12 protein-coding genes are annotated in these 12819 nt (G+C 70.3%); 10 read left to right on the top strand and 2 right to left on the bottom strand.

Annotated features, from left to right (window positions below; all coding sequences use genetic code 11):
* The 10 genes from ACIQM0_RS28775 to ACIQM0_RS28730 all read left to right on the top strand — a co-directional run bounded on the left by ACIQM0_RS28775 (position 1) and on the right by ACIQM0_RS28730 (position 11254).
* Entirely contained in the window at positions 1–774 is a 774-nt protein-coding gene (locus ACIQM0_RS28775; protein ID WP_401292057.1) for a DUF3710 domain-containing protein, read from the top strand.
* Between the two features lie 338 nt (positions 775–1112).
* Entirely contained in the window at positions 1113–1202 is a 90-nt protein-coding gene (gene kdpF / locus ACIQM0_RS28770) for a K(+)-transporting ATPase subunit F (RefSeq protein WP_037777601.1), read from the top strand.
* Between the two features lie 7 nt (positions 1203–1209).
* Positions 1210–2874, top strand: coding sequence for a potassium-transporting ATPase subunit KdpA (kdpA, locus tag ACIQM0_RS28765; RefSeq protein ID WP_401292054.1), 1665 nt, complete (start codon positions 1210–1212; stop codon positions 2872–2874).
* Positions 2871–4997, top strand: a complete 2127-nt coding sequence (gene kdpB / locus ACIQM0_RS28760) for a potassium-transporting ATPase subunit KdpB (RefSeq protein ID WP_401292051.1) — start codon at positions 2871–2873, stop codon at positions 4995–4997. Before kdpA ends, kdpB begins: the two co-directional genes overlap by 4 nt.
* A gap of 6 nt (positions 4998–5003) precedes the next feature.
* Positions 5004–5681 carry a potassium-transporting ATPase subunit C gene (locus ACIQM0_RS28755; RefSeq protein ID WP_401292048.1) on the top strand — a complete coding sequence of 226 codons (678 nt, stop codon included), beginning with the start codon at positions 5004–5006 and terminating at the stop codon, positions 5679–5681.
* Between the two features lie 107 nt (positions 5682–5788).
* The gene (locus ACIQM0_RS28750) at positions 5789–6526 is read left to right on the top strand and encodes an ABC transporter ATP-binding protein (protein WP_401292046.1); all 738 of its coding nucleotides are present in this window, start codon (positions 5789–5791) and stop codon (positions 6524–6526) included.
* A gap of 169 nt (positions 6527–6695) precedes the next feature.
* Positions 6696–9239: a sensor histidine kinase KdpD gene (locus tag ACIQM0_RS28745; protein WP_363025968.1), complete on the top strand. Its 2544-nt coding sequence runs from the start codon at positions 6696–6698 to the stop codon at positions 9237–9239.
* A gap of 50 nt (positions 9240–9289) precedes the next feature.
* Entirely contained in the window at positions 9290–9982 is a 693-nt protein-coding gene (locus tag ACIQM0_RS28740) for a response regulator (protein WP_401292043.1), read from the top strand.
* An 87-nt stretch (positions 9983–10069) separates the two neighbouring features.
* The gene (locus ACIQM0_RS28735) at positions 10070–10486 is read left to right on the top strand and encodes an OB-fold nucleic acid binding domain-containing protein (protein WP_363025965.1); all 417 of its coding nucleotides are present in this window, start codon (positions 10070–10072) and stop codon (positions 10484–10486) included.
* Positions 10487–10489: 3 nt separating this feature from the next.
* The gene (locus ACIQM0_RS28730) at positions 10490–11254 is read left to right on the top strand and encodes a DUF3159 domain-containing protein (RefSeq protein WP_401292040.1); all 765 of its coding nucleotides are present in this window, start codon (positions 10490–10492) and stop codon (positions 11252–11254) included.
* Positions 11255–11338: 84 nt separating this feature from the next.
* Here ACIQM0_RS28730 and ACIQM0_RS28725 read toward each other — a convergent pair whose 3' ends face one another.
* The gene (locus ACIQM0_RS28725; RefSeq protein WP_363030636.1) at positions 11339–12016 is read right to left on the bottom strand and encodes a TrkA family potassium uptake protein; all 678 of its coding nucleotides are present in this window, start codon (positions 12014–12016) and stop codon (positions 11339–11341) included.
* Complete coding sequence (locus ACIQM0_RS28720; RefSeq protein WP_363030637.1) at positions 12016–12684, bottom strand: TrkA family potassium uptake protein; 669 nt, start codon at positions 12682–12684, stop codon at positions 12016–12018. The genes ACIQM0_RS28725 and ACIQM0_RS28720 overlap by 1 nt, the downstream gene beginning before the upstream one ends.
* Positions 12685–12819 lie beyond the last annotated feature (135 nt).

Raw genomic sequence — 12819 nt, 5'->3', positions numbered from 1 at the left:
GTGTTCGGACGTCGCAAGAACAGTGGTTCCGCCGAGGACGCGGCGGACGAAGCGCGCGAGGCCGAGCAGGTCGTCGACGAGCTCGATGACGCCGATGCCGCCAAGGGCGGCTCGCGTCGGATGAACCTTCCGCCGGCGCCGCGACCGGACGGGCCGTGGGACATCGAAGAGGTCTCCCAGCCCGGCGAGGGCCGGGTCGACCTGGGCGGCATCTTCGTACCCGGAGTCGAGGGCATGGAGCTGCGCGTCGAGGTCGCCGGTGACGCGATCGTCGCCGCCACCGTCGTGCTGCGCGACAGCGCGATCCAGCTGCAGGCCTTCGCCGCCCCCAAGAAGGAGGGCATCTGGGGCGAGGTCCGCGACGAGATCGCCTCCGGCATCACCCAGCAGGGCGGGATCATCGACGAGGTCGAGGGCCCGCTGGGCTGGGAGCTGCGCGCGCAGGTCCCCGTACAGCTTCCCGACGGGGCGAACGGCGTGCAGCTGGTCCGCTTCGTCGGCATCGACGGCCCGCGCTGGTTCCTGCGCGGTGTGATCTCCGGCCAGGGCGCCGTGCAGCCGGAGGCCGCCGGTCTGCTGGAGACGGTCTTCCGGGACACCGTGGTGGTCCGTGGTGACGGCCCGATGGCCCCGCGCGACCCGATCGTCCTCAAGCTCCCCAACGACGCCCAGATGGTGCCCGAGGGCGTTCAGCAGGAGGAGCAGGAGGGCTCGAAGTTCTCCGGTGGCATGGGCCAGCTCCAGCGGGGCCCCGAGATCACCGAGGTGCGCTGACCCCCGCACCCGCAAGCACCGGCCGGTGGGCCGTACCTCTTTCACGGGGGTGCGGCCCACCGGCTTTTCCCTGTCCGCGGGGGCGTCACCCCGGCCCGTGGGCACAGCGGCCCGTATGGGGCGCGTATCGGGCGCGTAGGGGCGCCGTCAAGGGCGGGCCCATCTCCGTATGGAAGCCATCAACGCAGGTCAAAGCGGTGTCTGCGGCAGGTTTGCTCATGAGGTCCGAGAAATCCGCACCTCATCCAGGAGCACCCGATGGCCGATATGGCCTTCGTCGTCACCACGATCGCGGTCTTCGCGCTGGTGGCACTCATCGCCAAGGGGGTGACGAAGCTGTGACCGCAGAAAACGTGGTGGGCCTCGTCGTGGCCGTCGCCCTGCTGGGCTATCTCGTCCTCGCCCTTCTCTACCCGGAGAGGTTCTGAGCCCGAAATGAGCCCCGTCCTCGCAGGTGTGCTCCAGCTGCTCGCGCTCGTCGTGGCACTGGGTCTGGCGTACCGCCCGCTCGGCGACCACATGGCCCGTGTCTACACCTCGCCCCGGCACCTGCGGGTCGAGAAGTGGATATACCGGGCCATCGGCGCCGATCCGAACACGCAGATGCGCTGGCCCGCCTATCTCCGCGGTGTCCTGGCCTTCTCCGCCGTGAGTGTCCTCTTCCTGTATCTGCTGCAGCGGCTCCAGGGCTCGCTGCCCGGCTCCCTCGGCTTCGCCTCGATCGACCCCGACCAGGCGTTCAACACGGCGGCGTCGTTCGTCGCCAACACCAACTGGCAGTCGTACTCCGGCGAACAGGCCATGGGCCACGTCGTGCAGACCGGCGGTCTCGCGGTGCAGAACTTCGTCTCGGCCGCCGTCGGCATCGCCGTCGCGGTGGCGCTGGTACGGGGCCTCGCCGCCACCCGTACCGGTGAACTCGGCAACTTCTGGACCGACCTGGTGCGCGGCACGGTGCGGATCCTCCTTCCGATCTCGGTGGTCGGCGCGCTCGTACTGGTCGCCTGCGGGGCGATCCAGAACTTCTCCGGCATCCACTCCGTCGGGCAGTTCCTGGGCGGTTCGCAGGAGTGGAACGGCGGCGCGGTCGCCTCCCAGGAGGTCATCAAGGAGCTGGGCACCAACGGCGGCGGGTACTTCAACGCCAACTCGGCCCACCCCTTCGAGAACCCCAACGGGCTCTCCAACCTCTTCGAGATCTTCCTGATCCTCGTCATCCCGTTCGCGCTGACCCGCACCTTCGGCCGGATGGTCGGCTCGCTCAGGCAGGGCTACGCGATCCTCGCCACCATGGGCGTCATCTGGCTCGGCTTCACCGCGCTGATGATGTGGACCGAATTCGCCCACCACGGGCCCGCGTTCGACATCGCGGGCGGGGCCATGGAGGGCAAGGAGAATCGTTTCGGCGTGGGCGGCTCGTCCCTCTTCGCCGTGGCCACCACGCTCACCTCGACCGGCGCGGTGAACTCCTTCCACTCCTCGTTCACCGGCTTCGGCGGCGGCATCACGATGCTCGGCATGCAGCTCGGCGAGATCGCACCCGGCGGTACCGGCTCCGGTCTCTACGGGATGCTGATCATGGCGGTCATCGCGGTGTTCATCGCCGGCCTGATGGTCGGCCGCACGCCCGAGTACCTCGGCAAGAAGATCGGCACCCGGGAGATCAAGCTCGCGGCCTGCTACATCCTGATCACCCCGGCGCTGGTGCTCTGCTTCACCGGCGTCTCGATGGCCCTGCCCACCCCGGGCAACTCGATGACCAACTCCGGGGCGCACGGCTTCTCCGAGATCCTCTACGCCTACACCTCCGGCGCCAACAACAACGGTTCCGCGTTCGCCGGACTGGCCGCGGACACCCAGTGGTTCAACACCACGATCGGACTGGCGATGCTGCTGGGCCGGTTCCTGCCCATGGTGTTCGTCCTCGCCCTGGCGGGCTCGTTCGCCGCGCAGCGGCCCGTACCGGCGACCGTCGGCACCCTCGGCACGCACAAACCGCTCTTCAGCGGACTGCTGGTCGCCACCGTCATGATCGTCGCCGGTCTGACCTACTTCCCGGCCCTGGCTCTGGGGCCGCTGGCCGAGGGGCTGGCGTCATGACCCTCCGTACGAAGCAAGAGGACGCGATGTCCACAGTCACACCGGCCCGCGCACCGCACCGGGACACCCCGGCCGGGCACGGCCCCGAAGGGCGCGTCGGCGCGGGTCTGTTCGACCCCAGGATGCTGATCGCCGCCTTCCCCGACGCGATACGCAAGCTCGATCCCCGGGTGATGATCAAGTCCCCGGTGATGTTCGTGGTGCTGACCGGCTCGGTGCTCACCACCGTGCTGGCGGCGCTCGACCCGGGGGACTGGTTCGGCTGGGCGATCACGGTCTGGCTCTGGCTGACCACCGTCTTCGCCAACCTGGCGGAGGCGGTCGCCGAGGGCCGCGGCAAGGCCCAGGCCGACACTCTGCGCCGGGCCAAGACCGACACCGTCGCGCGCCGGCTGACGGGGACCCGCGAGGAGCGGGTCCCGGGCACCGAACTGCGCATCGGTGATCTGGTGGTCTGCGAGGCCGGCGACATCATTCCGGGCGACGGAGACGTCGTCGAGGGGGTGGCGAGCGTCGACGAATCCGCGATCACCGGCGAATCGGCACCGGTCATCCGGGAGTCCGGCGGCGACCGAAGTGCCGTGACCGGAGGCACGAAGGTGCTCTCCGACCGCATCGTCATCAAGATCACCACCAAGCCCGGCGAGACCTTCATCGACCGGATGATCGCGCTCGTCGAGGGCGCGGCCCGGCAGAAGACGCCCAACGAGATCGCGCTGAACATCCTGCTCGCCTCGCTGACCGTCGTGTTCCTGCTGGCCGTGGTCACGCTCCAGCCGTTCGCCGTCTACGCGGGCAGCGAGCAGTCCATGATCGTGCTGGCCGCGCTGCTGGTCTGTCTGATCCCGACCACCATCGGCGCCCTGCTGTCCGCGATCGGCATCGCCGGCATGGACCGGCTGGTGCAGCGCAACGTGCTCGCCATGTCGGGGCGCGCCGTCGAGGCGGCGGGCGACGTGTCGACCCTGCTGCTCGACAAGACCGGCACGATCACCCTCGGCAACCGGCAGGCCGCGGCGCTCCTCCCGGTCGCGGGCGTGACGGAGGCCGAGCTGGCGGACGCCGCCCAGCTCTCCTCGCTGGCCGACGAGACGCCCGAGGGCCGCTCCGTCGTCGTCCTGGCGAAGGAGGCGTACGGGCTCCGCGAGCGGCATCAGGGGGAACTGGCCACCGCGCAGTGGGTGGGCTTCACCGCCCAGACCCGGATGTCCGGGGTGGACGTCGGCGGACGCCGGATCCGCAAGGGGGCCACCGGTTCGGTCGTCGCCTGGGTCCGCGAGCGCGGCGGCACGGTCCACCCCGATGTCGCCACACTCACCGACCGGATCTCCCGCGAGGGCGGTACGCCGCTGCCGGTCGCGGTCGACGACGGGGACGGCGCCCGGGTCCTGGGTGTCATCCACCTCAAGGACGTCGTCAAGGAGGGCATGCGCGAGCGGTTCGGCGAACTGCGCCGGATGGGCATCCGTACGGTCATGATCACCGGCGACAACCCGCTGACCGCGAAGGCCATCGCGGAGGAGGCGGGGGTCGACGACTTCCTCGCCGAGGCCACGCCCGAGGACAAGATGGCCCTCATCAAGCGGGAGCAGGCCGGCGGCAAACTCGTCGCGATGACCGGCGACGGGACGAACGACGCCCCGGCGCTGGCCCAGGCCGACGTCGGCGTGGCCATGAACACCGGAACCTCGGCCGCCAAGGAGGCCGGGAACATGGTGGACCTGGACTCCGACCCGACCAAGCTGATCGAGATCGTCGAGATCGGCAAACAGCTGCTGATCACCCGCGGCGCGCTCACGACGTTCTCCATCGCCAACGACGTCGCGAAGTACTTCGCGATCATCCCCGCGATGTTCGCCGTGGTCTATCCGGGCCTGGACAAGCTCAACATCATGGACCTGTCCTCACCCGAGTCGGCGATCCTGTCCGCCGTGATCTTCAACGCGCTGATCATCGTCGCGCTGGTGCCACTCGCGCTGAAGGGCGTGCGCTACCGGCCCGCGGGCGCCGATTCGATGCTCCGGCGCAACCTCGGGATCTACGGGCTGGGCGGCCTGATCGCCCCGTTCATCGGCATCAAGATCATCGACCTGATCATCTCCCTCATCCCCGGAATCGGCTGACCTGCCATGAACAACTCCGTAGGAAACTCCGCCCGGCTCCTCTGGGCCGGACTGCGCGCCCTGCTCGTCCTCACCGCGGTCTGCGGCGTCCTCTACCCGCTCGCCGTCACCGGGATCGCCCAGGGCCTCATGCCGGGCCGGGCCAACGGCTCCGAGATCACGGCGGACGGCAGGACCGTCGGCTCCGAACTCATCGGCCAGCGCTACGACCTGCCGCTCAAGAAGGGCCAGGAGACCCCGGACCCCGATCTCAAGTGGTTCCAGCCCCGCCCGTCCAACGGCCTCGGCACCAACAGCGTCAACACCCAGTACTCGCTCCTCGTCTCCGGCGCGACCAACCGCTCCGGCGACAACAAGGACCTGATCGACTGGGTCACCGCCGCCAAGGCCGCGGTGGTGAAGGACAACTCCGTCCCCGGCCACCCCGTGCGCCCCGCGCAGGTGCCGGCCGACGCCGTCACCTCCTCCGGCTCCGGCCTCGACCCGCACATCTCCCCGGCCTACGCACAGCTCCAGATCCGCCGGGTCGCCGAGCGCAACCATGTGGACGCGGGGCAGGTGGCGAAGCTGGTGGAGCGGCACACCGACGGCCGGATCCTCGGGTTCGCGGGTGAGCCGCGGGTCAACGTCCTCCAGCTGAACGTCGCGCTGCGCCGGCTCGTGAGCGACACCGCGGGCCGCTGATCCCGCACGACGCCCGGGACCGGCCACCACGGCCGGCCCCGGGCATTGCCCGTCCCCCGGCCTGATGGACATACTGGCGGCCGGACCGAGCACGTACGGGGAGCGACATGACCGACAGCACCACCGCGGCGGGCACCGGCGGGGAGAGCGCCACCACCCTCGCCGAGAGGCCCATGGTCCGGATCGAGGACCTGCACCGCTCCTACGGCTCCGGCGCCGCGGCCGTGCACGCGCTGCGCGGGGTGTCCTTCGAGGTACCGCGCGGCGAGCTCGTCGCGCTCAAGGGGCGCTCCGGCTCCGGCAAGACCACCCTGCTGAACCTCGTCGGGGGACTCGACAGCCCCGACAGCGGCCGGATCACCGTGGACGGCACCGACCTCTCCGCGCTCGGCGAGAACGGGCTGCTGGAACTGCGCCGCGACCGGATCGGCTTCATCTTCCAGTCGTTCGGCCTGATCCCGATCCTGACCGCGGCGGAGAACGTCGGCGTACCCATGCGGCTGCGCAAGGCCGACCCCCGCGAGCGCGAGGAGCGGGTGTCGCTGCTGCTCTCCCTGGTCGGCCTCGCCGACCACGCGGCCCAGCGCCCGGGCGAGCTCTCCGGCGGCCAGCAGCAGCGGGTGGCCATCGCCCGTGCGCTCGCCAACCGGCCCGCCCTGCTGATCGCCGACGAGCCGACCGGACAGCTCGACGCGGAGACCGGCCTCGCGGTGATGGAACTGATGCGCGCGGTCGTGCACAGCGAGGGCGTCACCGCGCTCGTCGCCACGCACGACGCCCAGCTGCTCGGCCTCGCCGACCGGGTCCTCGAACTCAGTGACGGGCACATCGTCGAGCACGTGTAGGCGGGCCGACCAGGTGTGTCTCCGGCCCGGGGAGCCCGGCCCAGGCATCAGAATTACGTCAATACGCTCCGCTCCAGCACCCCCCGCCCGATATGCCGGAAATTCACGGGGTAGCTTCGACAGTGGCTGCCGCATCGGCCGCAGCCCGTTCCGGGAAGACAATGGGGCCATGGCGCGCGGCAAACTTCGGATCTACCTCGGTGCGGCACCCGGCGTCGGCAAGACGTACGCCATGCTCTCCGAGGCGCACCGCCGTGTGGAGCGGGGCACCGACTGCGTCGTCGGCTTCGTCGAGCACCACGACCGCCCGCGCACCGAGGTCATGCTGCACGGCCTCGAACAGACCCGGCGCCGCGAGATCGAGTACCGCTCCGCGGTCTTCACCGAGATGGACGTCGACGCCGTCCTGGAGCGCGCCCCGGCCGTCGCCCTGGTGGACGAACTGGCACACACCAACGTGCCCGGCTCCCGCAACGCCAAGCGCTGGCAGGACGTCGAGGAGCTCCTCCAGGCCGGCATCGACGTGGTCTCCACCGTCAACATCCAGCACCTGGAGTCACTCGGCGACGTCGTCGAGTCGATAACCGGCGTACGCCAGCGCGAGACCGTGCCCGACGAGGTGGTCCGCCGCGCCGACCAGCTCGAACTCGTCGACATGTCGCCCCAGGCACTGCGCCGGCGGATGGCCCACGGCAACATCTACAAGCCGGACCGGATCGACGCCTCGCTCTCCAACTACTTCCGCCCCGGCAACCTCACCGCCCTGCGCGAGCTGGCCCTCCTCTGGGTGGCCGACCGGGTCGACGAATACCTCCAGCAGTACCGCGGCGAGCACAACATCCGCACCACCTGGCAGGCCCGCGAACGCATAGTCGTCGGACTCACCGGCGGCCCCGAGGGCCGCACCCTCATCCGCCGCGCCTCCCGGATGGCGGCCAAGGGCTCCGGCAGCGAGATCCTCGCCGTCTACATCGCCCGCAGCGACGGACTGACCTCTGCCTCACCCAAGGAACTGACCGTCCAGCGCACCCTCGTCGAGGACCTCGGCGGCACCTTCCACCACGTCATCGGCGACGACATCCCCTCGGCGCTCCTCGAATTCGCCCGCGGCGTCAACGCCACCCAGATCGTCCTCGGCTCCAGCCGCCGCAAGGCCTGGCAGTACATCTACGGCCCCGGCGTCGGCGCCACCGTCGCCCGTGAGTCCGGCACCGACCTCGACGTCCACATCGTCACCCACGACGAGGTCGCCAAGGGCCGGGGCCTGCCCATCGCCCGCGGCGCCCGGCTCGGCCGGGCCCGCATCATCTGGGGCTGGGTCGTCGGCGTGGGCGGCCCGGTCCTCCTCTCGCTGCTCCTCAAGGGCCTGGAGAACGGTCCTGGGCTCGCCAACGACGTCCTGCTGTTCCTCTTCATGACCGTCGCCGCCGCCCTGCTCGGCGGGCTGCGGCCCGCCCTCGCCTCTGCCGCGGCGGGCTCGCTGCTGCTGAACTACTGGTTCACCCCGCCCACCCACACCCTGACCGTCCAGGACCCCGAGAACTTCGTCGCCATCGTGATCTTCTTCGCGGTGGCGGTCTCGGTCGCCTCCGTCGTCGACCTGGCGGCCCGCCGCACCCACCAGGCCGCCAGACTGCGTGCCGAGTCCGAGATCCTGTCCTTCCTGGCCGGCAGCGTGCTGCGCGGCGAGACCACCCTGGCCGCGCTGCTCGACCGGGTCCGCGAGACCTTCGGCATGGAGTCCGTCGCCCTGCTGGAGCGGCAGAGCGACGTCGACCCGTGGACGTGCGCCGGGAGCGTCGGACCGGCGCCGGTCGTCCGCCCCGAGGACGCCGATGTGGACATGCCCGTCGGCGACCACATGGCCCTCGCGCTCTCCGGCCGGGTGCTGCCGGCGGAGGACCGCCGGGTGCTCGGCGCGTTCGCCGCCCAGGCCGCCGTCGTACTGGACCGCCAGCGCCTGGTCGGCGAGGCCGAGGAGGCCCGCCGGCTCGCCGAGGGCAACCGGATCAGGACCGCGCTGCTGGCAGCCGTCAGCCACGACCTGAGGACCCCGCTCGCCGCCATCAAGGCCGCGGTCAGTTCCCTGCGCTCCGACGACGTCGCCTGGTCCGAGGACGACGAGGCCGAACTCCTGGAAGGCATCGAGAACGGCGCGGACCGCCTCGACCACCTGGTGGGCAACCTCCTCGACATGTCCCGCCTCCAGACCGGCACCGTCACCCCGCTGATCCGCGAGATCGACCTCGACGAGGTCGTGCCCATGGCCCTGGGCGGTGTGCCCGAGGACAGCGTCGACCTGGACATCCCCGAGACGCTGCCGATGGTCGCCGTCGACCCCGGGCTGCTGGAGCGCGCCGTCGCCAACATCGTCGAGAACGCGGTCAAGTACAGCCCCGACGGCGACCGCGTCACGGTGGCCGCCAGCGCGCTCGGCGCCCGCGTCGAGCTACGGGTCGCCGACCGCGGCCGCGGCGTCCCCGACGACGGCAAGGAACGCATCTTCGAACCCTTCCAGCGCTACGGCGACGCCCCGCGCGGCGCCGGGGTCGGCCTGGGCCTCGCCGTGGCCCGAGGCTTCGTGGAATCCATGGGCGGCACGCTGGACGCCGAGGACACCCCGGGCGGCGGCCTCACCATGGTCCTGACCCTCAGGGCGGCATCGGGACACGTCCCGGTCAGCCCCGACCTGCCCGCGCGGGTCACCTCATGATCCGCGGAGAGCTCCGCGGACCCGATGTACAGCAGAAAGGCAGGACCGCGATGACCCGGGTGCTTGTGGTCGACGACGAGCCGCAGATCGTACGCGCCCTCGTGATCAACCTGAAGGCGCGCAAGTACGAGGTGGACGCCGCGCCCGACGGGGCGACCGCCCTCCAGCTCGCCGCCGCCCGCCACCCCGACGTCGTCGTCCTGGACCTCGGGCTGCCCGACATGGACGGCGTCGACGTGATCAGGGGACTGCGCGGCTGGACCAGGGTGCCGATCCTCGTGCTCTCGGCCCGCCACACCTCCGACGAGAAGGTCGAGGCGCTGGACGCGGGCGCCGACGACTACGTCACCAAGCCGTTCGGTATGGACGAGCTGCTGGCCCGGCTCCGCGCCTCGGTGCGGCGCGCCGAACCCGTCGGCCAGGACGGCGTCGACCAGATCTCGATCGTCGAGACCACGGGCTTCACCGTCGACCTGGCAGCCAAGAAGGTCCAGCGCGAGGGACGGGACGTGCGGCTCACCCCCACCGAGTGGCACCTGCTGGAGGTCCTGGTCCGCAACAGCGGCCGACTGGTCAGCCAGAAGCAGCTGCTCCAGGAGGTCTGGGGGCCTTCGTACGGCACCGAGACCAACTACCTGCGGGTCTACATGGCCCAGCTGCGGCGCAAGCTGGAGGCCGATCCCTCGCACCCCAGGCACTTCGTCACCGAACCGGGAATGGGATACCGCTTCGAGCGCGCCTGAAGGGCGCCGTGCCGCCTCTCCCCGTAACCCGTTCGAGTGAGATGGCGGTCATCCTCCCGGACCCCCGGGGACCGGTACCCTTCGGTTATGAGTGCTGTTCCTCGATTCGAGAAGGCCGGGAAGGCCGAGCGGCCGTCCGGGCGCTTCCGGCGGATGCTCGACCGCCTCTCCACCTCCCAGGAGGACCTGGAGTGCGAGGAGCTGGCGGAGGACTCGCACGCCTCGGGATGCACCCGGATCTCGGAGTGCAGCGACCGCCAGATCGTGAAGGTCACTGGTACCTTGCGGACGGTCACCCTGCGACCGCGCGCCGGAGTGCCCGCCCTCGAGGCGGAGCTCTTCGACGGCACCGCTCCGCTGGACGTGGTGTGGCTCGGCCGCCGCTCGATCGTGGGCATCGAACCGGGCCGCAAGCTCATCGCCTCGGGCCGGATCTCCATGAGCCACGGGCGCCGGGTGCTGTTCAACCCCAAATACGAACTCCGACCGCTCGGCAAGGAGTAGCCGGTGACGTCTCTTGACAAGCCGACGTCCGACACGGACCCCACCACCCGCACCGACCAGCAGGAGGCCGACGCGAAGGCGGTCACCGAGGCCGCGCTCTTCGAGGCCTTCGGTGGCATCCGGGGCATGGTGGAGACAGTCCTGCCGGGACTGCTCTTCGTCACGATCTTCACCATCGACAAGAACCTCACGTACTCGGCCATCGCGGCCGTGGCGGTGTCGCTGGTGCTCGTGGCCGTCCGGCTGATCCGCAGGGACACCGTCAAGCACGCCTTCAGCGGTGTCTTCGGCGTGGCCTTCGGTGTCGTCTTCGCGAAGATGACCGGCAACGCCAAGGACTTCTATCTGCCGGGCATGATCTACACGCTCGGACTGGCCCTCGCCTACCTCGTGACCACGGTGGCGGGACTGCCGCTGATCGGCCTGATCCTGGGCCCGGTCTTCAAGGAGAACCTCTCCTGGCGCACCAGGAACCCCGGCCGCAAGAAGGCCTACGCCAAGGCCAGCTACGCCTGGGGACTGATCCTGCTCGCCAAGTGCGCGATCCTCTTCCCGCTGTACTGGTGGGGCGACACCACCCAGTTCGGCTGGGTCCTGGTGGCGCTGAAGATCCCGCCGTTCCTGCTCGCGGTCTACCTCACCTGGGTCTTCCTCGCCAAGGCGCCGCCGCCCATCGACGTCTTCGCCGAGATGGAGGCCGAGGAGCAGGCCGAGAAGGACCGGAAGGCAGCGGCCGCCGAAGCGGCGGCACGCAGCCAGGAATTCTGAGGTCCTCACACACGGAACGTGAAAGGGGCCCTGAGCCGCCACTGGCGGCTCAGGGCCCCTTTCACGTTCCGTGTGTCCCGTGTCTCAGCTCTCCGGATCGCCCCGGCGCACCGACAACAGGTCCTCCAACTGCTCCTCGCGCGCCTGGGCCGCCACGAACAGCAGCTCGTCACCGGCCTCCAGGGTCTCCTCCGTGCTCGGCGTCAGAACCCGCTGTCCGCGGATGATCGTCACCAGCGAGGTGTCCTCGGGCCACGCCACCTCACCGACCTGCGTGCCGGCCAGCGCCGACTCGGGGGGCAGCGTCAGCTCGACCAGGTTGGCGTCGCCGTGGCTGAAGCGCAGCAGCCGGACCAGATCGCCGACGCTCACCGCCTCCTCGACCAGGGCCGACATCAGCCGCGGCGTGGACACCGCCACATCGACGCCCCACGACTCGTTGAACAGCCACTCGTTCTTCGGGTTGTTCACCCGGGCGACGACCCGCGGCACGCCGTACTCCGTCTTGGCGAGCAGCGAGACGACCAGGTTCACCTTGTCGTCTCCGGTCGCGGCGATCACGACGTTGCACCGCTGCAACGCCGCCTCGTCCAGCGAGGTGATCTCGCAGGCGTCCGCCAGCAGCCACTCGGCCATCGGCACCCGCTCCACCGAGATGGCGGTCGGCGCCTTGTCGACGAGCAGCACCTCGTGGCCGTTCTCCAGCAGCTCGGCCGCGATGGAACGGCCCACCGCACCGGCCCCGGCAATCGCGACACGCATCAGTGACCGCCCTCCTCAGGGCCCTCGGCGAAGGCCGCCTCGACCTTCGCGATCTCGTCCGTACGCATCATCACGTGGACCAGATCACCCTCCTGCAGCACCGTCTGCGACGACGGCAGTACGGCTTCGCCCAACCGGGTGAGGAACGCCACGCGGACGCCCGTCTCCTCCTGCAGCGTGCTGATCTTGTGGCCGATCCAGGACGGTGTGGTGTGCACCTCGGCGAGCTGCACACCACCACTCGGGTCCCGCCACAGCGGCTCGGCGCCCGAGGGCAGCAGCCGGCGCAGCATCTGGTCCGCGGTCCAGCGCACGGTGGCGACCGTGGGGATGCCGAGGCGCTGGTAGACCTCGGCACGCCGCGGGTCGTAGATCCTGGCGGCGACGTTCTCGATGCCGAACATCTCGCGCGCCACCCGGGCCGCGATGATGTTCGAGTTGTCGCCGCTGCTCACCGCCGCGAACGCGCCGGCCTCCTCGATCCCCGCCTCGCGGAGAGTGTCCTGGTCGAAACCGACGCCGCTGACGCGACGGCCGCCGAAACCGGAGCCGAGGCGCCGGAATGCGGTGGGGTCCTGGTCGATGACGGCGACCGTGTGCCCCTGCTGCTCCAGGGTCTGCGCGAGAGCGGCTCCTACTCGCCCGCAGCCCATGATGACGATGTGCACCTTGCGCCTACCTCGCACTCCTGGTCGTCCGGCTGACCTGCGAAAACACCCTGCTCACACTCTTTCCTCGGCTGGCCGGGCAAACAATGGGGCAACGGTTCGCCCCGTTGCCCAGGATGAGCTTATGCGGCGCCG

Source organism: Streptomyces sp. NPDC091387 (assembly GCF_044756945.1).
GTDB lineage: Bacteria > Actinomycetota > Actinomycetes > Streptomycetales > Streptomycetaceae > Streptomyces.
This window is presented reverse-complemented; position numbering and strand designations above follow the sequence as displayed.